The organism is Enterococcus sp. LJL51 (genome assembly GCF_049894025.1).
Classification (GTDB): domain Bacteria; phylum Bacillota; class Bacilli; order Lactobacillales; family Enterococcaceae; genus Enterococcus_L.
Map to the genome: position 1 here is coordinate 1 of NZ_JBNEQE010000014.1, position 21,715 is coordinate 21,715.

Annotated in this window: 24 protein-coding genes; 9 read left to right on the plus strand and 15 right to left on the minus strand. The window is 39.0% G+C overall.

Going from position 1 to position 21,715, the window contains the following annotated elements:
- Positions 1–319 precede the first annotated feature (319 nt).
- The 3 genes from nusG to rpmG all read right to left on the minus strand — a co-directional run bounded on the left by nusG (position 320) and on the right by rpmG (position 1,432).
- A complete protein-coding gene (gene nusG / locus ACPWSO_RS12645; protein ID WP_426083902.1) occupies positions 320–862 on the minus strand; it encodes a transcription termination/antitermination protein NusG in 543 nt (180 codons plus the stop codon).
- Positions 863–1,091: 229 nt separating this feature from the next.
- Positions 1,092–1,262 carry a preprotein translocase subunit SecE gene (secE, locus tag ACPWSO_RS12650; protein ID WP_426083904.1) on the minus strand — a complete coding sequence of 57 codons (171 nt, stop codon included), beginning with the start codon at positions 1,260–1,262 and terminating at the stop codon, positions 1,092–1,094.
- Between the two features lie 17 nt (positions 1,263–1,279).
- Positions 1,280–1,432: a 50S ribosomal protein L33 gene (gene rpmG, locus ACPWSO_RS12655; protein ID WP_426083906.1), complete on the minus strand. Its 153-nt coding sequence runs from the start codon at positions 1,430–1,432 to the stop codon at positions 1,280–1,282.
- A 195-nt stretch (positions 1,433–1,627) separates the two neighbouring features.
- Between rpmG and cbpA the strand changes: the two genes are divergently transcribed.
- The 5 genes from cbpA to ACPWSO_RS12680 all read left to right on the plus strand — a co-directional run bounded on the left by cbpA (position 1,628) and on the right by ACPWSO_RS12680 (position 3,862).
- On the plus strand, positions 1,628–2,272 hold the full coding sequence (gene cbpA, locus ACPWSO_RS12660; protein WP_426083908.1) for a cyclic di-AMP binding protein CbpA: 645 nt from the start codon (positions 1,628–1,630) through the stop codon (positions 2,270–2,272).
- A gap of 554 nt (positions 2,273–2,826) precedes the next feature.
- Positions 2,827–3,084 carry a hypothetical protein gene (locus tag ACPWSO_RS12665; RefSeq protein WP_426083910.1) on the plus strand — a complete coding sequence of 86 codons (258 nt, stop codon included), beginning with the start codon at positions 2,827–2,829 and terminating at the stop codon, positions 3,082–3,084.
- A gap of 57 nt (positions 3,085–3,141) precedes the next feature.
- A complete protein-coding gene (locus ACPWSO_RS12670) occupies positions 3,142–3,351 on the plus strand; it encodes a hypothetical protein (RefSeq protein WP_426083911.1) in 210 nt (69 codons plus the stop codon).
- 46 nt (positions 3,352–3,397) lie between these two features.
- The gene (locus tag ACPWSO_RS12675; RefSeq protein ID WP_426083913.1) at positions 3,398–3,607 is read left to right on the plus strand and encodes a hypothetical protein; all 210 of its coding nucleotides are present in this window, start codon (positions 3,398–3,400) and stop codon (positions 3,605–3,607) included.
- A 48-nt stretch (positions 3,608–3,655) separates the two neighbouring features.
- Positions 3,656–3,862, plus strand: a complete 207-nt coding sequence (locus ACPWSO_RS12680; protein WP_426083915.1) for a hypothetical protein — start codon at positions 3,656–3,658, stop codon at positions 3,860–3,862.
- A 315-nt stretch (positions 3,863–4,177) separates the two neighbouring features.
- On the opposite strand, the gene murB is transcribed toward ACPWSO_RS12680, so the two are convergent.
- Positions 4,178–5,083 carry a UDP-N-acetylmuramate dehydrogenase gene (gene murB, locus ACPWSO_RS12685; RefSeq protein WP_426083917.1) on the minus strand — a complete coding sequence of 302 codons (906 nt, stop codon included), beginning with the start codon at positions 5,081–5,083 and terminating at the stop codon, positions 4,178–4,180.
- A gap of 181 nt (positions 5,084–5,264) precedes the next feature.
- Positions 5,265–6,179, minus strand: coding sequence for a Gfo/Idh/MocA family protein (locus ACPWSO_RS12690; protein ID WP_426083919.1), 915 nt, complete (start codon positions 6,177–6,179; stop codon positions 5,265–5,267).
- A 237-nt stretch (positions 6,180–6,416) separates the two neighbouring features.
- Here ACPWSO_RS12690 and ACPWSO_RS12695 point away from each other — a divergent pair, with 237 nt between their 5' ends.
- The 3 genes from ACPWSO_RS12695 (at position 6,417) to ACPWSO_RS12705 (ending at position 8,103) form a co-directional block, all read left to right on the plus strand.
- The gene (locus tag ACPWSO_RS12695) at positions 6,417–6,701 is read left to right on the plus strand and encodes a hypothetical protein (protein WP_426083921.1); all 285 of its coding nucleotides are present in this window, start codon (positions 6,417–6,419) and stop codon (positions 6,699–6,701) included.
- Between the two features lie 26 nt (positions 6,702–6,727).
- Positions 6,728–7,483, plus strand: a complete 756-nt coding sequence (locus ACPWSO_RS12700) for an exodeoxyribonuclease III (protein ID WP_426083923.1) — start codon at positions 6,728–6,730, stop codon at positions 7,481–7,483.
- An 86-nt stretch (positions 7,484–7,569) separates the two neighbouring features.
- Complete coding sequence (locus ACPWSO_RS12705; RefSeq protein WP_426083925.1) at positions 7,570–8,103, plus strand: 3'-5' exonuclease; 534 nt, start codon at positions 7,570–7,572, stop codon at positions 8,101–8,103.
- Positions 8,104–8,136: 33 nt separating this feature from the next.
- Here ACPWSO_RS12705 and ACPWSO_RS12710 read toward each other — a convergent pair whose 3' ends face one another.
- The 8 genes from ACPWSO_RS12710 to ACPWSO_RS12745 form a co-directional block, all read right to left on the minus strand.
- A complete protein-coding gene (locus tag ACPWSO_RS12710; RefSeq protein ID WP_426083927.1) occupies positions 8,137–8,820 on the minus strand; it encodes an O-methyltransferase in 684 nt (227 codons plus the stop codon).
- A gap of 124 nt (positions 8,821–8,944) precedes the next feature.
- Positions 8,945–9,619, minus strand: coding sequence for a DUF624 domain-containing protein (locus ACPWSO_RS12715; protein ID WP_426083929.1), 675 nt, complete (start codon positions 9,617–9,619; stop codon positions 8,945–8,947).
- Positions 9,620–9,638: 19 nt separating this feature from the next.
- A complete protein-coding gene (locus ACPWSO_RS12720) occupies positions 9,639–10,511 on the minus strand; it encodes a carbohydrate ABC transporter permease (RefSeq protein ID WP_426083931.1) in 873 nt (290 codons plus the stop codon).
- Between the two features lie 13 nt (positions 10,512–10,524).
- Positions 10,525–11,427, minus strand: a complete 903-nt coding sequence (locus ACPWSO_RS12725; protein ID WP_426083933.1) for a carbohydrate ABC transporter permease — start codon at positions 11,425–11,427, stop codon at positions 10,525–10,527.
- 104 nt (positions 11,428–11,531) lie between these two features.
- Entirely contained in the window at positions 11,532–12,815 is a 1,284-nt protein-coding gene (locus ACPWSO_RS12730; protein WP_426083935.1) for an ABC transporter substrate-binding protein, read from the minus strand.
- A gap of 53 nt (positions 12,816–12,868) precedes the next feature.
- On the minus strand, positions 12,869–14,020 hold the full coding sequence (locus ACPWSO_RS12735) for a glycoside hydrolase family 88 protein (RefSeq protein WP_426083937.1): 1,152 nt from the start codon (positions 14,018–14,020) through the stop codon (positions 12,869–12,871).
- Positions 14,021–14,029: 9 nt separating this feature from the next.
- Positions 14,030–15,844, minus strand: a complete 1,815-nt coding sequence (locus ACPWSO_RS12740; RefSeq protein ID WP_426083939.1) for a DUF2264 domain-containing protein — start codon at positions 15,842–15,844, stop codon at positions 14,030–14,032.
- Positions 15,845–15,846: 2 nt separating this feature from the next.
- Positions 15,847–16,257: a hypothetical protein gene (locus ACPWSO_RS12745; protein WP_426083941.1), complete on the minus strand. Its 411-nt coding sequence runs from the start codon at positions 16,255–16,257 to the stop codon at positions 15,847–15,849.
- 151 nt (positions 16,258–16,408) lie between these two features.
- Between ACPWSO_RS12745 and ACPWSO_RS12750 the strand changes: the two genes are divergently transcribed.
- Positions 16,409–17,467 carry a LacI family DNA-binding transcriptional regulator gene (locus tag ACPWSO_RS12750; RefSeq protein WP_426083943.1) on the plus strand — a complete coding sequence of 353 codons (1,059 nt, stop codon included), beginning with the start codon at positions 16,409–16,411 and terminating at the stop codon, positions 17,465–17,467.
- Between the two features lie 586 nt (positions 17,468–18,053).
- Here the strand turns inward: ACPWSO_RS12750 and ACPWSO_RS12755 are convergent.
- Together ACPWSO_RS12755 and ACPWSO_RS12760 are read right to left on the minus strand one after the other, a co-directional pair.
- Positions 18,054–19,727 (minus strand): hypothetical protein, encoded by a 1,674-nt coding sequence (locus tag ACPWSO_RS12755; protein WP_426083945.1) that lies wholly within the window; start codon positions 19,725–19,727, stop codon positions 18,054–18,056.
- A 37-nt stretch (positions 19,728–19,764) separates the two neighbouring features.
- Complete coding sequence (locus ACPWSO_RS12760) at positions 19,765–21,534, minus strand: glycoside hydrolase family 35 protein (RefSeq protein WP_426083947.1); 1,770 nt, start codon at positions 21,532–21,534, stop codon at positions 19,765–19,767.
- Positions 21,535–21,715 lie beyond the last annotated feature (181 nt).

Sequence of the window (21,715 nt, forward strand, 5' to 3'; positions counted from 1 at the left end):
TCTCTTTGACTTCAAGAGAATACGCCATTTTTTTCTTCATCAAAAGCACCTCCGCTAAATTTATTATATAAAATAAATTCAACGGAGGTGCCTCTTTTTTATATTCTCATTCTTGGGGGTCAGTGCCTTATTTTAAGGGCACCCTTTTTACTCTATAACATTTTACACTGGTAAAAAATCCTGTCTCTGGGATTATCATAGCCAAAGCAACACTCGATTCCTCAGTTAAATGATACAGTTTTTCTAACGCTAGTAAAAAAGCTTGGAATAAAATCAGAAAATCTCTGATTTTATTCCAAGCTTTATGATTTTATTCAACTTAGATTTTATCTACCTGTTCAAAATCCAGCTCTGTGCTTGTTTCACGGCCAAACATATCAATATTAACTTTTAGTTTTTGTTTTTCTTCATCAATCTCTGTTACTTCTCCTTCTAATCCAGAGAAGGCTCCTTCAATGATTTGGACAGTTTCACCAATTGAAACTTCTAAATCATTTTGGCGAGTGCTCATGCCGATAGAACGTAAAATATGATTAATTTCTTCCTGCAGCAATGGCGCTGGCTTGCTTCCTGCACCATGGGAACCAACAAATCCTGTTACTCCTGGCGTATTACGTACAACATACCATGAATCATCCGTCATGACCATCTCAACAAGTACATAACCTGGGAACGTCTTATGGACAATTTCCTTACTTTTACCGTTTTTCACTTCAGTTTCTGTTTCTTCCGGAACAACGACACGAAAAATAAAATCCCCCATACCCATACTTTGAGCACGAGATTCAATATTCGCCTTTACTTTGTTTTCATAGCCGGAATACGTATGCAGCACGTACCAATTTTTTTCGTAGGATTCCATTCCTGTTCAAGCTCCTTTATATATAAATTCTGTTAAAGAAACGAGATATCTGGAGATGACCTTCACTATCTGTGATAGGCAAAGGTCACTCTATGTGCGCAGAATCTTTTACAGGATTTATATAGTTAAATTAATTGTTTTTAAGAAAAATAAAAAAACCTCAGCTTTCCCGAAGTTTTTCTTTACCACAACCAGTATACCATTCACCAATGAAAAATACCAGTTGGAATCAACGAAGAATCAAACCAAAAATAGCCTGAATCGCTGTATCCATCACGAAAAATAGCGCTGCAAAGATTGCTGTTGTTTCAATAACAATCAAGGTATCTTTACGCAGTTGTTTTTTTGACGGCCAAGTTACTTTCTTCATTTCATCTCTTACGCCTTTTAAAAACTTCATTTTTACCCCTCCAATACTTACTTTGTCTCTTTATGCAATGTATGCTGTCCACAATATTTACAGAATTTTTTGACCTCTAATCGCTCTCCGCGTTTTCCTTCGGTTACCGCCTTAGAATAGTTACGGGAGCCGCAAACGGAACAGGCAAGTGCTGCTTTCTTTACCGCCATCAACTTTCCTCCTCTGTTCACAAAATCACTACTAAGAATAGCATCATTTCTCTCAAAAGTCAATCTTTCCTCTTTTAATCAGCAGGTACAGTTCTCTGTTTTTTTATCCACCTTAACTCCCTGTCTACTATTGTTTTTTTTCAAGATATGGTATTATTAATTTGTCCGAAACATACAATTTAAGGAGGTTTAGCTATGTTATTAAAATCTGTTGTTTTAAAAAAGAAAAATCTTACTACAGTAAATGAATCCTGTACGTTAGAAGAAGCTTTAAACATATTGGAAGAGTCCGGCTACCGCTGCGTACCAATTCTTGATGAATCAGGAAAAATCTTCCGTGGAAATATCTATAAAATGCATATCTATAGACATAAAGCAAACGGTGGCGACATGAGCCTGCCGGTTACCTATCTTTTGAAAAATGCAACAAAGTTCATCTATGTCAACACATCATTTTTCAAGGTCTTCTTTACTATTAAAGAATTACCGTATATTGCTGTTCTCGATGAAAACAATCACTTTTACGGTATTTTGACCCACAGCACACTACTGAATATTCTGGCACAGTCTTGGAATATTGAGACAGGCAGCTACGTTTTGACAATTGCTTCAACTGGCAAGCAGGGGGATTTAGCAGCTATCTCTAAAATTATCGCAAAGCACAGCAGCATTGCAAGCTGTATCACTTTAGATATTGGTAAGGGTGATTTTATCCGCAGAACATTGATTACTCTTCCTTCTGGCACAACAGAAGAAACCTGTGCGCTCATTGTTGAACAGCTGGAAAGAAAGAACTTCAAGGTCGTTGAGATGGAAGATTTGAAAAACAACGAAAATTAAGAAACAACAATAGAACTAAAGAGTAGATAATACGCCTTCTAAAAAAAGCAGGCCTGAGTTTGATGCACCTTATCAAACTCAGGTTTATTTTTTTAACGTTTTAAAATCACTAGCGCGTGCCCGAAAAGTAAAATAGCATATGAGATTTCTACAGGTAATTGCGGTAGCCTAGAAAAGGATACTTATGCAGCACATCAGCGACTATTTCTGCCAACGAGTCCTGTCACACACTCGAATATTATCAACACTAGTGTTTTCAAACATACTCTAAAAAACTTTTTAAACTAAAAATAATTTCTTGCAATTTTAAGGATAAAATCTTTGGAATAAGCCTATTGCGGTGGTATTTAATCATTATTTAAACGTGTGTACAAAAAAATATGAATTTTTTGTTGACAAAATAAAAAATACAGTTTATTATAAAAGCATAAACAAACCGACAGTCAGTCTAAAATCAAAAAAGTTGATTACTCACCTAACCTCAACAGAAGTTGAGGAAAATAATGCTCTTAAAACGACAGACAGTCGGTCTTGGAAATTAGGAGGAAAACATAATGAATTATGTACAAACAATGAATACTATCTCAGAAAGAAGTCAAATCGATTGGCAAACGTGCGAAGCCATTATCAAAAGCTACGAAAGATATTGTGAAAGAAATCTCACAAGAACATCAAGTAAAAATATGCAGGCAATTACCAGCTTCATTGTAGAGGATTCTTCAGTTGATATGCGGCAGACAGAGACAGTGATGACAGAATTATTTGTGGTATTAAAAGAACAGATAAAGAAAAAAGTCCCATTTTTAAAATAAAAACAATGAGTTACAGTAACGAACAAAAACAAAACAATAGATAAGGGGAAAAAGAAAATGATGAAAACAAAAGTAATGGTAGGAATACTTGGAGCAGTAGCGTGTTTAGGATTAGTGTCTCAAGCAGCAGAAAAGGAACTAGATAAAGAAGAGATTAAAAGCTATGTAGTAAGTAACTTTAAAGAACACGATGAGCGTGACGCATTGATTGACTTTGATAATGATGAAAAGGAAGAACATACATTTTTAGAATGGATAGGATTTTAAATAGGATTAGCCAAAAAATAAAACAATAGATGAGGAGAAAAAGAAAATGATGAAAACAAAAGTAATGGTAGGAATAATTGGAGCAATCGCATGTTTAGGGTTAGTGTCTCAAGCAGCAGAAAAGGAACTAAATAAAGAAGAGATCAAAAGTTATGTAGCAAGTAACTTTAAAGAACATGATGAGCATGACGCATTGATTGACTTTGATAATGATGAAAAGGAAGAACATACATTTATGGAGTGGCTAGGTTTTTAAATAGGATTAACCAAAAAAATAAAACAATATGATGAGGAGAAAAAAATGATGAAAACAAAAGTAATGGTAGGAATACTTGGAGCAGTAGCGTGTTTAGGATTAGTGTCTCAAGCAGCAGAAAAGGAACTAGATAAAGAAGAGATTAAAAGCTATGTAGTAAATAACTTCAAAGAACACGATGAGCGTGACGCATTGATTGACTTTGATAATGATGAAAAGGAAGAACATACATTTATGGAGTGGCTAGGTTTTTAAATAGAAAGAAGCAAATAAGATAAAAGGGTTCATCTAAAAAAATAAACAGAAATTCACGAAAATGACAGGGACACGAATAGAAGCCAGTCGAAGTTGACTGATTCCTACTAGGTACTTCTCACATTTTCGTGAATTTTTGCTTATTTTCGATGGGGATATTTTTGTTCTTACCGTTTTAGACTCTTGTTCATTGAATGGCGGCTTGCTCTCTGGTTCTATTTAGGAGCAAAGCTGTTCCTCTCCTACTTTGGTATCCTTCTAAAAAACGACTTGTAAAATACGTTTCAATCAATTATAGCCTGATTTACAGATCCTTTACAGAACTTCTTCACCAATAATCCGAACCTCTGTTTCTAAAACAACATCAAATTTTTCTTTGATTACTTCTTGGATATGAGCTATCAGCTCTACATAGTCTGTAGCGGTTGCCTGATCTATATTTACAATAAAGCCTGCATGCTTCTCTGAAATCTGAGCACCGCCCCATTTCAGCCCTTGTAAGCCAGCATCCTGAATCAGCTTCCCTGTGAAATGTCCTGCCGGGCGTTTAAACACGCTGCCGCATGAGGGATATTCCAACGGCTGCTTTGATTGCCTCAGCTCTGTCAACTCATCCATGCGCTGCTTAATCTGCGCATGATTGCCTTTTTCCAAAGAGAATTCTGCCTGTAAAATGATACAAGTCATGTCTTGTACAGCACTGTGTCTATAGGAAAAATTCATCTCTTCATTCCTCAGTGTACGGCATTCTCCGTTAGGCAGCAGAATATCAACTTTTTTAAAGACATCTTTGATTTCACCATCATAAGCGCCGGCATTCATATACACAGCTCCGCCGACACTTCCAGGAATACCGCAGGCAAACTCAAAACCGGTCAAATCGTTTTTTAATGCCTCATACGTTGTATCAATAAGTTTTGCTCCGGCATCAACAACTATCTTTTCTCCACTAACATTGATTTGATTCATCTCTGTAAGCATTAGAACAACACCACGAATACCTCCGTCGCGAACAATCAAATTACTAGCGTTGCCTAGTACTAGCCAGGGAATGTTATTCTCCTTACAAAAAAGAATGACCTGTCGTACTTCTTTTTTTGTTTTTGGAAAAACCAGCATATCCACCGGCCCGCCAGTCTTGGTGAAGGTGAAATTTTTTAAAGGCTCATCAAATAAAATTGTCGTCTCCGGCAGCGCCTGTTGAATCTTCCTTTTATCCATTAAACGTCGTTTCCTTTCTCACGAATATCTCTATTATTCTAGCATGACGATAAGAAACTTTCTATATAAATCCAGCTAGAACATTTGATTCAGTCTTTCAATCAGCGAAGCATCTTTTCAAATAAATCTGTCTTGCTTTTATAATAGTAGATTTTCTGTACGTTTTCATCCACTGAACGTTTCAGAGTATGTGACGCTGATGCTTCCTCAGCATCTCTCCGCACAGCTCGTGACTTAATAATACATCATTTTGCTTTAGTTCTGTGGTATCTTTTTGCTTGATTCCCTGAATAAATGCTCTGATCAAGGGAGCGAAGCCCCGTTTATCCAAGGTTGTTTCCCAGTCGCCAAATCCTTGTTTTCGAATTCCGGCAGTATTTTGAATCGTTAAATCGGTCAAATTATCCAAGGTATATGTCCCTTGGGGTGCGGTTACCTGATAGCTTTCCGTATTCGCTCCAGACCTTAAATCCATAGAACAGATAGCAGTGGTTGTCTCTGTTTCCAGATGTAAAAAGACCCGCTGCAGCTGCCCCTCTTCCTCAATAATTTTAGACTGTATCTGCTGAATTGGATTATCCAATAGATAGACAGCAGTATCCACAAGATGAAGAAATAGATCATAAATCATAAATCCAGTTTCTCCTGGCGCATCTATTCGATTTTTCTGCAGTAAAATCAGATTTTTATCTTCAATATCTTTCAATTCGGATACCAAAGGCGCAAAACGGCGGTTAAAGGCAATCATTAAAATCAGCTGTTGTTCATCTGCATATGCCTTTAACCGTTTAACCTCAGCAGGATGTTCGCTCAACGGCTTATCCACACATACATGAATTCCAGCTTTCAATAGCTTCTCTACGATTTCCACATGGACTTCTGTTGCTGCATGAACAAAACAAGCTTCAATTCCAGCTGTTATCAGCTCATCAATCGTTTCAACAACATGCTGAAAACCATATTTCTCTTTCAGTTTCAGTCTAGTCTTTTCATTTCTTGTTGCAAGGATAAATTCTCCTTCATCTCTTAGTTCGCTATAGACTGGTAGATAAGCCTTTTGAGCAATGTTTCCTAATCCAATTACACCGATTTTCATAAAATATCCTCCTCAATATATCCTGTCCCTATTAGACAATCATTACACTTTTATACTAATATTACTATACTTGTTGAAAACACACCTTTCAATGGCGGGTATCAAAATAAAGGACTTACTACCAAACTGAAAAGTCTCCTGTTTTTAACTTCTCTTCTTATCTTAAAACAAACTTTCCTTTTCTACTACAATAATAGTGGTATAATCGGAATATATTGCTTATAAAGGAGCAGAAATTTGAGAAATAAAATGAATTATCGGATGTATTTTTTCGGTTCCTGGTTATTGTTGATGCTGGCAGCTGATATTTTTGTATTTGTGGTTAAGTCACAGTTACATAAGTATACTGGAAATTTGTCTGCCTTTCTGCAGCTAATGGATAAACCAGCTATTTTACTATTTGGAATGCTCGCTGCAGGACTTTCAATTACTTTCTTTTTTAAAGCTAGTTTCCTATTGATAAAAAACCGAAAAGCTAATAACACCGCTGTTCTTGGTTCAGCAGATAAATTGACTATTTAAAATAATGAATATAAGGAGCGAAAAAAATGAAGTGTATCTCATGGAATGTTAACGGCTTGCGAGCTGTTGTGAAAAAGAATTTTATGGACGTTTTTCAGGAATTAGACGCAGACTTTTTCTGCTTGCAGGAAACAAAGCTTCAAGAAGGACAAATAGAGCTCGAACTGCCAGGCTACTATCAATATTGGAACTACGCCGAAAAAAAGGGTTACTCCGGGACTGCCATCTTTACAAAAAAAGAAGCTTTGTCTGCCTACTATGGAATCGGCATTGAAGAACACGACACTGAAGGTCGGGTGATTACACTTGAATATCCTGAATATTACGTGATTACCTGTTATACACCGAACTCTCAAAATGAATTAAAAAGATTAGATTACCGTATGACCTGGGAAGATGCTTTCCGCCGCTATTTAGATGAATTAAAAGAGAAAAAACCGGTTATCCTCTGCGGTGATTTAAATGTTGCCCATCAAAATATTGATTTGAAAAACTGGAAAACCAACCAAAAAAATGCTGGTTTTACACCTGAAGAACGACAAAAATTTTCAGACTTGCTTGCTGACGGCTTCATTGACACGTACCGCTATTTCTACCCTGACCAAGAAGGTGTCTACTCTTGGTGGAGCTATCGTTTTAACGCCCGAAAAAACAATGCCGGCTGGCGTATTGATTATTTTCTTGTTTCAGAAAATCTAAAAGATTCTTTAGCTTCAGCTACAATTCACACCTCTATTACAGGAAGTGACCATTGCCCTGTAGAGGTTGTTATTAATGTTTAATTTTTCTATTCTTCTCATTTTTGAATGATTTTATTAACAAATAGGTTATAATATAGATATTACAACACAAGGAAAGGATCCTGAGCATGAATTTTTACGCAATTGATTTTGAAACGGCTAGTTATGCTAAGCATAGTGCCTGTTCAGTTGCCTTGATAAAAGTTGAAAATAGCCGTATCGTCGGTGAATACTATTCCCTAATTCAACCAGAAACAGATTTTTTCTGGAAAAATATTCAGATTCATGGCATTCGACCGGAAAACGTTGCCGATGCACCAAAATTTCCAGAGGTCTGGCAGCAGATTCATAATTGTTTTCAGTCAAATAGTCTTGTTGTTGCTCACAATGCCAGCTTTGACTGTGGTGTACTAGCAGGCTGTCTGGACTACTATCACTTAGAGCAGCCTAATTATTTATCCCTTTGTACGGTCAGAACCAGCCGGAAGCTGTTTCCTGAATTTCCAAACCACAAACTAAACACCGTTTGTGATAACCTTAATATTCAATTGAAAAATCATCATGATGCACTAGAGGACAGCAGAGCCTGTGCTGAAATCCTGCTCCATCAGGAAAAGATGTTTGGAACCGAACCTCTGAAAAAAATGATTACACTACGTTAATAAAAAAAGCGCGTCCTTTTGGGACGCGTCTTTTTATAATTCTATACTGTCTTTTTCTTTCGTAATCAAAATAACACCGTCTCCCAATGGTAAAAGCGTGGATGTTAAATCAGGATGTGTCATAACGGTTTCCAGAAACTCGTTGAGCTTGCGGTGAATAGCCCGCTTTCCTCGTGGAATCTCCTCTGTAGGTTCTAGGATTGTACCACCTTGAAACACATCATCCACCATCAGCACTCCGCCCGTTCTCAAAAGTCTAAGGCATTCCGGCAGAAATTCAATATATTTTGATTTTGCACTATCCATAAAAATAAAATCATATTGTTGATTCAATGTAGGTAGAATATCTGATGCCTGTCCTTCCAATAAAGTAACCTTATCAGTCAAACCTAAACGTTCATAAGTTTTCGTTGCTTTTCTTATCATGACATCAAAACGGTCAATCGTTGTTACATGCCCGTCTTCACCTACATATTGCGCCATCAGACTGGAAGAAAAACCAATTGCTGCGCCAATTTCCAAAATAGCCTGCGGTTTTAATTGTCCTAGTAGAAACTGCAGAAAAACAACCGTTTCATGAGGAATAACAGGGATTTCATCTTTGTGGGCTTCTTCTTCAATTACACCCAGCTCTCCTGTCAGCTTCTTTTGCTTTTCCCTCATAAATTCAAGCAGTTCTTTTTTTACGACTGGCCGGTGCATCATTTCATTCCGCATATTCTCCACTCCTTTTCCCGTCCACTATTATACGAATTCCGGGAATCAAAGTCAAAAGCTCTGGACAACTGCTGAACAAAACAGCGTACTGCTCAGCAACTGCCTGTCAAATACTAGTCTTCCGCTAATCGACAGCTGTCTGCTTAGGCATATGGAGCTTCCCTGCATTTAAATAAATAATACCCGCAAAAAGTGCTGGTGTTAGTATGAACCCAAATTGCGGTTTTAACATCATCAACAGCAGCATTAGAGAAAAGAGCACAATATTCAGTAGACTGGCATACCATTTCCGCAGTGTGTAGTAAAAGGCAATTCGCCCAACACTCTTGATGGAGGCGTCAGGATTTCTTACCTGAAAATATAAGCAATGGATACTCCAGCCAGTTAGAATCAAAAGCAGCAGCAAGAAAAAGGGAATCAGCCACTGACCATAAGAAAACTTTGCGAAAAATAAGCTGTCGGTAATAGTAATAATTGCTCCTAGCCAACACGGCAGCCAGAAAATCATGCCTCTTAATCCGAAAGTCTTATATGCTTTGAAAAATGAGCGGACTGGTTCAACTTCTTGTTCCTCTTTGAATGTATTAATGACAACGAAAAGTGCTGACAAAGCTGGACCAAAACACAGTAAGCCAAGAAGAAAGAACGGTAAATTTCTGATGTCTATCGCTAGTAGGCAAGCTGCTAAGAAAAAGGGCAAAATTGCCACAAGAAAACATAGATTGCTAATCAAAAATAGATACGCCCAGCGAAACAGCTTCATGTAAATATTATTATCAAATGTCTGCTTTCGAAGCATAATCCTTCCTCTCCTTTCCTTATCCCTTCATTCCAGATGTCGCGATGCCTTCTACAAAATATTTCTGCATAGCAATAAAGACAACCCCTACTGGTAAAATGGATACAACCGAAGCCGCCATGATTAGCGCGTATTCTGCATCAAATAAACCGACAAACATTTTCAAGCCTAATTGAATCGTTTTGTTTTCAGTAGAAGATAAGTAGATAAACGGTCCCATATAATCATTCCAAGTATTTACAAATGTGATAATTGTTAAACTAGCCAGCGCAGGCTTAGTTAACGGCAAAATGATTTTCCGGTAAATCCCCCACTCTGTCAGACCATCAATCCGAGCACTTTCACAGAGCTCATCTGGTATACTGCTGTAGTATTGCTTCAAAAGAAACACGCCAAAGGCACTGAAGGCCTGCAGCAGAACCAGTGACCACAAGGTATCAGTCAGTCCTAATTGCCGCATCATAATAAACTGAGGAATCATGTAAGACTGCCATGGAACAGCGATGGTTCCGATGTATGCTAAAAACAGTATATCTCTTCCTTTAAAATGCATCTTTGAAAAACCATAGGCTGCAAAGCTGGAAGTCAACAGCTGAATCAGCGTAATGATGATACTTAAAAATGCTGTATTTTTGAAAAAAGTAACTAAAGGGATTCGTTCCCAAATAACTGAATAATTTTCTGGATGCCATTCTTTGGGTACCCATTGAATCGGAATTGCAAACACATCATTATTTGTTTTAAAAGAAGCAGATACCATCCAGATAAAAGGGACGAGTGTAATCAGCGCCAAGAGTATTAGAACAACAATCAGCAACACTCGGCCAATAGTTAGCCGGTCTTTCTTCTTTTTTTTATCTTTTGTTTCTGTCTTTTGAACAGTTGCTTCCATTCGTTGCTCCTCCTTATACTCGTTCTCTCATCTGATTCCATTTGAACTGAATGACTGTGATTGAAAGTACAATAACAAACAGCACCATAGCAATCGCCGAAGCATAGCCAAAATTGAATTTTACAAAGGCTTCGTTATAGATATTATAAACTAAAACGTTGGTCGCCCGTCCTGGGCCTCCGGCTGTCATCACCTGCACCAGGTCAAAAATTTTGAAGCAGTTAATAATCAGCATAATTGTGACAAAAAAGGTTGTTGAACGCAGGGATGGAATCGTCACATTCATGAACTGCTTCCATTTATTTGCGCCATCCATTGATGCTGCTTCATACAGCTCTTTCGGGATACTCTGCAGCCCAGCCAAGTATAAAATCATATAGTATCCCATCCCCCGCCACACACTTACTATAACAATAGCTGTCAGCGCCCAATCTGAGCTGGAAGTCCAGCCTGGAGGATTAGCAATAAAATGCTGTAGAAACTGATTGATTGGCCCCATCGTCGGATGAAACAGCATATTCCAGACAACAGCAATTGCAACCAGTGAAGTCACATAAGGAAAGAAGAACGCTGTTCTAAAAAACTTCATCCCGCGAATCTTCTGATTTAATAAAATTGCTAGTCCAAGGGAACAGATTAAGGTTAGTGGAACAACACCTATTGTATACAAAAATGTGTTTTTCAACGAAATCCAAAAAGTATCATCTTTTAGCATTTTAGCAAAATTCTTCAGCCCGACAAATTCCGGAGTAGAAAAAGAATCCCAGCTCATAAATGCCAAAATCAGTGAAAAAATGACAGGAATCAATGTAAATAAGAAAAATCCAATAAAGTTAGGTGCAATAAATGACCAGGCAACTAATGTATTTTTACGCTTCAGTCTACCGGCTTCTTTCGTTTTTGATGTAATCTCCATAGCTTAGTCTGTCAAGCGTTATCAACAAAAGCGCTCAACAGCGGTCCCCCTTTCTTACTCCATCTGAAAATCAGCTATACTGATTTTCAGACGGCTCTCATTCTTTACTCGGTTTCAGATTTCACACGTTTTTCCATATTAGCAATTCCTTCTTTTGGTGTTTCATCATTCACCATAATTAAATCATGCTCTTCTTGAAGAATCTTATCAATTGCCGGTCCGTTTTTATCTACCGGAAATTCAATAGCTACATTTTCAGGATTAAATGCTTTTTTAGATACTTCATCAGAAGGCATTCCCTGACGTGAGAAATACAAATCATCAATAGCTGTTGTTTTATAAGACGGAACTACGCCCAACTCAGCCAGTACTTTTGCTCCTTCTTCTCCTGAACAGAAATCAAGAAACTTCTGAGCTGCCTCTTGGTGTTTTGAGTTTTTATTGATTGCAAAAGCTGTTGGCGATCCAAAGGTATCAATTGCTTCGCCGGCTTTCTTTTGAGGAATTTGAGCAATTCCCCATTCTACATCTGTTTTTCCTTCGTCTTTATTTGTCAATAATGCACCCATGTACCAGCTGCCCATATACATCATCGCTGTTTTAGAGTTTTCAAATTGAGACTGATAAGTTACTTTTGTTGATTTGGCTGTTCCAAATTCCATCTGTGACTTGCTTTCCTGCATTCTCAGCGCCCGATCATAGTAATCCTGCATATAGCTGTATTTCGGTTCAAGCAAGTCGCCGTCATTTTGAGCAGCAGCAATCGCTTGAATCGTTGAACGCCATGTGTGTTGATAAGAACCATAAACCTGTTCTTCTGGTTTTGCTAGTTTTTCCGCAATCTCTTCATATTCATCCCATGTCAGGTTATCCGGATAGTCAATCCCTGCTTCGTCAAACATTTTTTTATTGTAATATAATACCCAGAAATCAGTTCGATACGGCTGTGCAAATGTCTGCCCCTCAATATCATACATTTCATAGCTGGCTGCTGCAGGCTCTGTATCTAAATCTTTAATATGATCACTTAAATCTACCAACTGATCACGCAGTGCGTAGTTTGAATAAGACAGCAGGTTCTTCATTGTCAGGATATCTGTTGTATCTCCTGAAGAAAGCATTGTTGTCAGTTTCGTATCGTAATCATCTGAAGCAATATCAACCTGAGTTACTTTAATTCCTGGATTTGCTTCCTCAAATGCCCGAAACAGTTTTTCAAATTCAGGTGTTGTATCATAATTCCAAGTCGTGACTTTTAACTCCACATCTCCGCTATCAGCTGAATCCTTACTTCCATCGGTTTTATCTGACCCACTGCCACAAGCAGTTAGCGCTGCTACAGTCCCTAATAATACTGCTGCAATCAAACTTTTTTTCCACATTTTCATCTCAAGACCTCCAAATATAATTTTTTATTTTATAGGGTTTCCCCTTTGTTTCCTTACCAGTAGCTGTACCAGCTGTTTTTCAACCGCATCAGCGCTTCCATGTAATAATAATCTCCCCAAATCATACATTCATCCACACCCTTTCCAGTGTTTTTGTCGTAAACACCGTGAAGGAGAAGACCATTTGACTGAGGCTGATTCACCGTAGTATAGTGCTGAGCGAGAGAGCTCATAATAGCTGCAGCGGTATTCTGATATACGGCACGGCGTTCTTCTGAAAGAGGAAGCTGATTAGCCAGTTCGAGTAAGCCGCAGGCGGCAATGGCTGCAGCAGAGCTGTCTCGTTCCTCGCCGCTCCCGTCATCAAACACTAGATCCCAGTATGGTATTAAATCCTCCGGCAGCTCTTCGATAAAATAATCTGCTAAGTGCTTTGCTGTATCAAGAAAGGATGTATCCCCTGTATGAAGGTAGCTTAGAGTAAATCCGTAAATTCCCCAAGCCTGTCCCCGTGCCCAGCAGGAACTGTCTGAATAGCCCTGCGCAGTCTTTCCTTCCAAAGGCGCTCCTGTTTCTGTATCAAAAAAATAGGTGTGATAGGTTGTATAATTAGGACGCACAATATAGCGCTGCGTTTGTTTAGCGTGGGCATAGGCTGCCTTTTTATACGAATCATCACCGGTAGCAGCTGAAGCAAAATAGAGCAGGGGAAGGTTCATTAGACAATCGATAATCATTCGACCTCCCTCAGCAGGATCATTCAAATTGCCCCAGGCTTGAATAATCTGCGCTTTTTCAGAATAACGCGCCATTAACAAGTCCGCTGCCTGAATCGCCAGCTGTCTGGATGCCTCATTTTTGTTCACCTGATAATCTGCAATTGCTGATAATATATACAAAAAACCAATGTCATGTGTTTCCAGTTCAACTCTTTCTTCTAAACGTTTTGTAAAAGAATCCATTTGACTTTCTATCGTTTTATCGAAACCTTCTGAACCGCTCATTTCTTTAGCCAGAAACAGCATGCCTACCCAGAAACTGGCCGTCCAATCAATATTCTCTTCTGGTTCATAGATTTGCTGATTACTTGCTGCTGGGGGAACCAGCTTCTGAAATATCCTTTGATTTTCTTTTACTTTCTGCAAAACATAGGCAATCTCTTCTTCCAGCCATGAAAATCGGGCCTGTAATGATACTGATTCCATTATTTCCTCCTACTTTCTCAGCTCCACATATTTTTCTGAGGATTCCTGAGAGATCTTTATTTGATTTTCTTCTATAACAATTACCGGTTTCTCCAATACTTCATCTACTAGCCGACCACTCACTAGAGAAACCAGCAAATGCTTGCCTCTTTCCAACCTGCCTTTTACATGAGGCAGCATAGTCATCGGAAAGAAAAGACTGGTATTTGGTTCTGTACGAACAATATCGGCTTTAGTAAATCCAGCAATACCTTCCACACTTGAAGTTCCGACAGCCGTTTTATACACAGCATACTGACCTGCAATCTGACAAACTGCTGATGCTTCCCCCTGTAAGCTGAATCCTCCTTCATAAGCATTTAGCTCACGCTGTGTATCGATTTCATGAATACGTACGTGACAGTTTTCTAGAGGAACAATCGTGCTTTTTATGGATACGTCCTGCCAGGGCTGCCAATAATGAATGATTCGATCAGCAGCTATTTCATACTTTGTATCCTGATCCTTGCTTCTAAAATAGTGATCATCCTCTGTTAACGCCAGACAACTGTCATAGGCTCCTTCGTAATATAAATAATTACTTTTTGGAACACTGAAACCAAAGTAGGAAGAATAAACAAATTTACTATACTTTGGTCCTGCATGATTTTGATAATGAAGAAACTGTCCTGCAGGAAACATTTGAAGATGGCTTCTATCCTGATTATATTGATAAAAATTACGGCTAACCGGCAGACTCAATGGATTGGCTTGTATGTTTAACGGCTGTACTTCTGCCTGCCAGTAAGGGTGCTCTTTAGGAACTGCTAAAAGAATAAATGTTTTAAAGGACCAATAAGGCGAGCCCGGTGCATTGTATCCTTCGGCAAAGACTAGATTCTGGTAATGGTAGCCAACTGACAGCAAGCCTTCCGGTGTGAAAATATCCTGCTTCATCCAGTTTTGGAGATGTCTGCTGATCAATCCTTTGATTTCTCCCCAAGGCAATGCCTCTACATCCGCAAAGACAAGAGCACTAAAAAAAGAGACTTGAGCAAAACGATAGGTCAGACTACGTCCAAAAGGAACTGCTTCTCCCCGACTGTCAAACCAATATTTAAAGGTTTGAGCAAATTTTATTGCCCGGTCCTTCATAATTGCTGTCCGCTCCGAATCTTCATCAGACATAAAACGGCAATAGAGCAAGCTGTAATAATGAATAGCAAAGGATACATAATAATCAATCTGTGTTTCCTGACCATCATAGTACCAGCCGTCTTTTAAATAAAAGCTGTCAATAACAGCTAAATCACTATCAATCATGTCTTGAGAATAAGATTTACCACATTTCTTCATTGCTACATTGACTAATATTCGAAAGAAATGCCAGTTATTCTCAGGTATTGTATGGTCGTTCACTTGAATCAGCCAGGCATGCAGATTCTGCTGCTCCTGTTCATTTAAGCTGTCCCAGATTTTTTCCTGATTCAACAAGATTGCTGTACTAAGAGATGCCATTTCAACAATTAGCTGATCAAAATTTGTCACTTCACCCCAATACTGCGGATGTTTCGGATCGGTTCCAGCCTTGATGCCTTCAAGATAGCCCTCTAGAAACGGACTGTCTTTTTCTGTCAAATAAGGACCTAGCCCCCATAATGGTCTCAGAAATGCTTCAACCTCTTGCCGTTCATCATTATAAACAGTCCCGTGTGTACCAAGCACTTGATGTCCTGGCTTTTCTGCTGTAAAAAAGGGAGCTAGCGGCTTAAATAATGCAGTAAATCCCTCAGTCATTTCCTGTTTTGTTTCAAATAAGTTCTCTCTAATACTCATATCCAGCACAATTATTCCCCCTGTTCAATGAATGTCCCTTTCAAAAAACCGTAATACTCACCATATACTGTGACGTTATCGCCAATTCTTAGTAACTCTTCCTGTTCATTAATCACCTGATATCTGCTGTCTCCACTTAAAAGCATAAATCGGTCGCCTTTTTTTATCGTTTCTTCTTTACTGTCGCTTTTAATAATTTGACCATTTATACAAATAAATTCATTTAACGGAACATTTCCTTCCTGAAAATCTTCTTCAGAATAAGTTTTTGCTTTGTTTTTTAGTTCAGCAACCATTTTTTTACTAAAATTATTTTGTTTTATAGCTTCAGGTTCTTTTTGGTTAGCAAAGCTAACAAATCCAGTAAAACAGGCAATAACAAGAATAAATAATAGCAGAAACTTCTTTTTAATAATAACCACCTCTCGATTAAAACGCTTTCTTGATTAAAATTTTACTGTTTTTTAGCAAAAAAATCAAGGTTTTTGGTAAAAGTTTTTTTATACTTGATTTTTTTTACTAAAAAGAAATATACTAGTAGTACGACTAGTTATCTATTAAGGAGGAGTGTGCATGGCAACAATTACTGATATTGCACAGGCGGCAAAGGTTTCTATATCCACTGTTTCCCGTGTATTAAACTATGATGCAACATTATCTGTGACGGAAGAAACCAAGCGAAAAATTTTCGAAGCAGCAGAAAATCTTAACTACACAAAATATAAATCAAAGAATAAAAATAAAGCACTTGAAAAAGCGGCTTCCGCTGCTGCAGCGAAAGCCTTGGCTGAACAGTCAATCGGTATTATCCAGTGGCGGACGGACGATGAAGAGCTGGAGGATATCTATTACATGGCTATTCGCTTAGGTGTGGAGAAACGGGCAGCAGAGCTGGGATACAACGTGCTGAAATTCTCACAGATTGACGAACAGTCGATTCAAGCGACCGACGGCTTACTCGCAATCGGCAAGTTTACCCAGGAGACCGTTCGACAGCTGCAGCAGCTACATGCCAACCTTTGCGTGATTGGCAGCAATTATCCATTAGAGGAATACGACTCAGTCAACACAGACTTTATTCAGGCAACTGAACTAGCCGTTAATCATCTGCTGACGCTTGGTCACGAAAAAATTGCCTTTATTGGTGCTGAAGAGAGTCTTAACCTGCATGGATACAGGCGCTATAAGACTCCTACCGTCAATACGTATATTGATATGATGGAATCCAAGAATCTATTTGATGAAAATTACTTTATCGTAAAAGAAAACAGCCGGCTAGATGTCCAGACTGGAGAAGAGCTAACCAAGCAGGCGTTAGCCAAATGGGGCGTTGCGCTGCCTACAGCAATTCTTGCCGCGAATGATGCATTTGCAATCGGGGTTATTCATACTCTAACTGCCCATAAAGTTAAAATACCTGAAGAAGTCAGTGTTATGGGTATTAATGATTTATCAATTTCACGTTACGTAGCTCCTCCCTTATCTACAGTCCATGCATTCACGGAAGAAATGGGAGAAGCTGGTGTTAATCTGCTCCATGAAAGGCTGCAAAATCCTGGTGTTTCCCGCCGTGTTTTCCTCAGCACAGAGCTTACTGTGCGTGAATCTACTGCTCCGCCGCGCCCCCTGTAGCAGCTCCCTGAAGCTTGTTTGAAAACGCTAAAGGAAATGAGCGTTCAGAGATTTCAGTGAGAGCGAGATGGTCTGTTTTTCAAGGCAAAACACTTCTAACACAGCCTCAGATTTATCTGAAGATGAAATTCATAGAAATTATGAACATACTCACTGCTATAATTTCCAGATAGGTCCTAGTTATTTACAAAAAAGGATGAGTTTGGGACATAAGAAAATGCCCGAACTCTTCTTTCTCTAAAATCCGAATAAACGGCGTTCCAGTCTTTGTATGCTTCGAGGATCGCAACAGAGTGAGAACCGTAGACGCAAAAGTAGCTCACTACACTTCGTTCCGATAGCATCAACTTCTAAGTGCTAAAAGCACTAAGAGTTGAAGTTCTCGGAAATAAGCCGAACGATCTCAAAAATATGAAAAGCTCCAGGTAGGTATCAATCAACATCTACTCGGTTCCCTCGTAGTGTTTCTTGACAATTTCCGGATAATCCGTCTTATTGCTGTGAAACACAGTGAAGGATGAGCTGATGTTGAACAGTACCTACTTGGTTCTCGGAGCTAAACACTTTTGTCTCGACCTCATTCTTTTTAATTATTCTGCATCCGGATTTTTACCTCGATAACAGCTTCTTTACCTAGCTGGTAATCAGCTCCTATGATGTATGCTATTTGTTCGCATCCGCTATGATCTTTAAACTTCTTTTCCTTTACCCACAGCTGCTCTGTCTCAAAGTGGATTTCACAACGCCGCTCTCCTTTCAACAGCACATGATTATCCTGAATAATTGGCGGAATCTGAGTGACAAAGCGTTCGCTGATTTCATTTTTCTCCTGACTAAAAGAAAATGAATCGCTTAATTTAACCTGACCTGTCTGCTGATTAATGATAAACTTTCGTTCCCCACTTTTTAACTCACTGTTCTTCGAGTAAAACTCTTTCAATTCTAGCTGGAAGCAGTAACCTTCATTCATTTGACTGAAGACAGCTTTCTGGGAAGACTGGGTTTCCGGCTGTTGTCTTTGACCATTAATGACTGGAATACTGTGACTGTCGGCGCTAGGTGGAAAATAGTCATATCTTTTCTGTTCGACAAAGTAGTCTCGGGTGTACTCTCCAGCACCTAAATCAGTTAAGTATAACGCATCGATACTTCCTAAAACGAAATGACCTACATCCAGATGGTTGTGACTTTCCTGATTCGTTCCGCCTTTAGCAGCAAATAGAAAATCATTATCTGGTTCACGAATTACCAGCCATTCAGCATCTTGAAAATATTGGACTGCTGCAGTTTTTTCTGCTCCTTTTGTTTGATGACTCCAAACTAGATTTCGATAGATTTGAGCAAATCGATAACAATGGTCTGCATCTAATCCACTGGTTTGTGTTATCTCTGGAACAGCTGCACCAAATTGTTTCTGACAATAGCTTAACAGGCCGCTTGGTAATTCCGGCTGGGAATAATCAGAAAAAGGAATGTAATTTTGCTGATTCATCATCATATAATAGGGAAATTTTGCAATCGCTTTTGTTTTTGGTAAATCCAAATACCGGGTATCCCCCTTCACTTCAGCCAAACATTGCGCATAATAGAGAAAGTAGCCGAAGCCATATCCCCAGTAGCCCACTCCTTCTACACAAGCACCATCCGAGCCAAAGCCATTCAAATAGCTCTGCATTGATTGATCCAGCCGTTTGATAAAGCGAGCGAGCCGTCGACTTTCAGGCGGCATTAGGCTAAGGGCAGTCATTCCCACACAACCGCCAACAACTGAGCTCCAGTTATTTTCTTTGTACTCCCAGTCCCAGCTATGGGATTCAAAAGAAGTAAAGATTCGTCGTTCGATTTCATCTGTAACCCGTTGATAAACCAACGGAGAGATTCTGTTTCCCGTCAGCTTAAGAATTTCAGCCAACGCTTGACCAGTTTCGGCTGCAAAAAGATCTAGATAGACTGAACTTTCCCGACCGTATTCATTTCCCGTAACAGGCAAATGAGCAGGCAGCGCCCAAGTGTACTCATTACAAATTTCCCACAAGATTTGCTCCAACAGTTCACTAAACTCCTGTCTATCCTCCAAATAAGCTGCCAATCCTATAACCGCCAATTGGCGACGGCGTTCAAAATAACTCTTTTCAAACTTAATTCTATTTCCGCTTGCTAAGTATTCCTCATAGCCTGAAACTGGCAGAACAGCAATTTGACCGGAAAGCAGATAGGTTTCCCCAGCCGCGATGATTTCTTTTTCGAGTGAATTCACCATGAATCTATTCCTCCTTATCTCTGTATCATGTAATTAGTCAACACTTCTTACACTCAGTTTTTCCCAAATCTGGTGTATCGGTCAAGAGAATCTGATTGCCGGCTTTTCCTTCCGACTCAAAAATAATCAGCTCATTCTGTCCTTTTTTCAGCAGCGGACCAGGAATATAGAGTCTTTTTTGAGGGCCAATTTCCCAATAACGCCCGATATTGAATCCGTTAACTACCACAAATCCTTTTCCCCAGCCAGTCAAATCGATAAAGGTGTCGCCTATCTTTTCTATCATCACTTGAACTCGATAAAATGCAGGCTGTCCAGCCTGCCAAGCCAAAGCAAAATCCAGCTGCTCCAAGTTATCCATAGGCAGACGGTACATAGACCATTCACTTTGAAAAGCGCCATTAATAACTACTCCATCAGAAATCCCTTTCTTTTGATGATTCATTTTCACTGAGTAGTTCACTCTCCCCATATTTTCAACAAGGATTCCTAAATCATTTACTGGCTCTGCCAGCTCAAAGGACAGTGATTCACCTAATTCCTGATCATACTGAATGGCTTGAAGCTGATTGTTTACAAAAATATGTGCCCGGTCCATACAGCCAATCAGCCGAAAATCTTCAACTGTCCGAGCTTTCCCAATACTGCTTTGATAAAAAACATAGCCAAATCCCTGATCCAGCTCCTCCATTGATAAAGGATAATTATGTGTCTTTTTTTCTGCTAGACATGCTAAATTTGCTATCAAAGAGGTTTTTGCCTCTACCTGAAACATGCCGTAATGAATTCGACTAATTTTTTGAGAAAGCTCCAGCTTAGGAATTTCTGTATAGTTTGCAATCACTTGCTGGAAGGCTCGGTATTTAAGGGTAATTTCACCCCATTCCGTCAATAAAGCATCATAATCATAGCTGGTTACATCAGGTGCCAGCTTCTCATAGTAATTAGCACCATTAGTAAATGCAAAATTTGTGCCCCCATGAAACATATAGATATTTACCGAACCTTCAGCCAAAATATCATTTAGCTCAGCAGCAGCCAGCTCGGCATCTGTCGTATGGTGCTGCTTATCTTCCCAAGCATCAAACCAACCAATCCAAAACTCCATGACCATTAAGGGCCGCTTTTTTTCATGAAAGGCTCGTAAACGCTTGAAATGTTCCTTTACTTTCGATCCGCAATTAATCGTAGGCAGCGCTTCTGACTGCACCGAACCGTTTTCCAACATATCTCCCCACGGACCATCAGAAGTAACTAAGGGAACGGTTACATTTTTCTCTTTCATTAATTTAATCATTTTTTTTAGATAGGTTTTATCGTTTGCATATCCTCCATACTCGTTTTCAACCTGAAACAAGATAATTGGTCCGTCGGAAGAAATCTGCAAATCACCAATTACTAAAAATAATTGGCTGAAATAACGGTCAACCTTCTCAATAAATTCCGGATTATCAAAACGAAGCTTGAGTCCAGCATCTTTCAACAGCCAGTAAGGTAAACCGCCAAACTCCCATTCAGCACAAATATAAGGGGCCGGTCTTACAATCACATACAACCCTAAGTCGGCAGCAGTTTGAATAAACTTTCTCAAGTCCAGCTGTCCTTCAAAACAATACTTCCCTTCGTCAGGCTCATGCAGATTCCAGGGAACATAGGTTTCTACTGTATTGCATCCCAAAGCTTTCAGCTTTTCAAGACGATCCTGCCAATACTCAGGTACTACTCTAAAATAGTGAATGGAACCTGAAATAATTTTAAACGGAGCGCCATTTAAGTAAAACTCATCTTTAATTTCAAACGTAGTCATTCTTTCCTCCTGTTTTTTACTAATTTTTACTAAAAATAATAACAGGTATTCCAAAATATATCAAATCAAAATTTTACAGCACTCTCTATTACTCTTTCTTGGCAGCTTTTAATTGGCTTATACGTAAACTGCGTTGACTCAACAGATTAGTTTTTTATCGTCACTAGGCTTGTCAAAATAG